General features: G+C 52.5%; 1 rRNA gene. It reads left to right on the top strand.

Features of this window, described 5'->3' with window-relative positions:
* Positions 1–41 precede the first annotated feature (41 nt).
* Positions 42–255, top strand: a 16S ribosomal RNA gene (locus L6D63_RS28535); the annotation flags it as partial.

Below are 255 nucleotides of genomic sequence, written 5' to 3'. Positions count from 1 at the left end.
CTGAGCCAAGTTTAGGGTTTCTTAAAAACCCAAAGATGTTTGAACTGAAGAGTTTGATCATGGCTCAGATTGAACGCTGGCGGCAGGCCTAACACATGCAAGTCGAGCGGATGAGAGGAGCTTGCTCTTGGATTCAGCGGCGGACGGGTGAGTAATGCCTAGGAATCTGCCTGGTAGTGGGGGACAACGTTTCGAAAGGAACGCTAATACCGCATACGTCCTACGGGAGAAAGCAGGGGACCTTCGGGCCTTGCG

The organism is Pseudomonas parakoreensis (assembly GCF_021602155.1).
GTDB classification, from domain to species: Bacteria; Pseudomonadota; Gammaproteobacteria; order Pseudomonadales; family Pseudomonadaceae; genus Aquipseudomonas; species Aquipseudomonas parakoreensis.
Note: the sequence above shows the minus strand (reverse complement) of the source record. Positions and strands in the feature narration are given on the sequence as shown.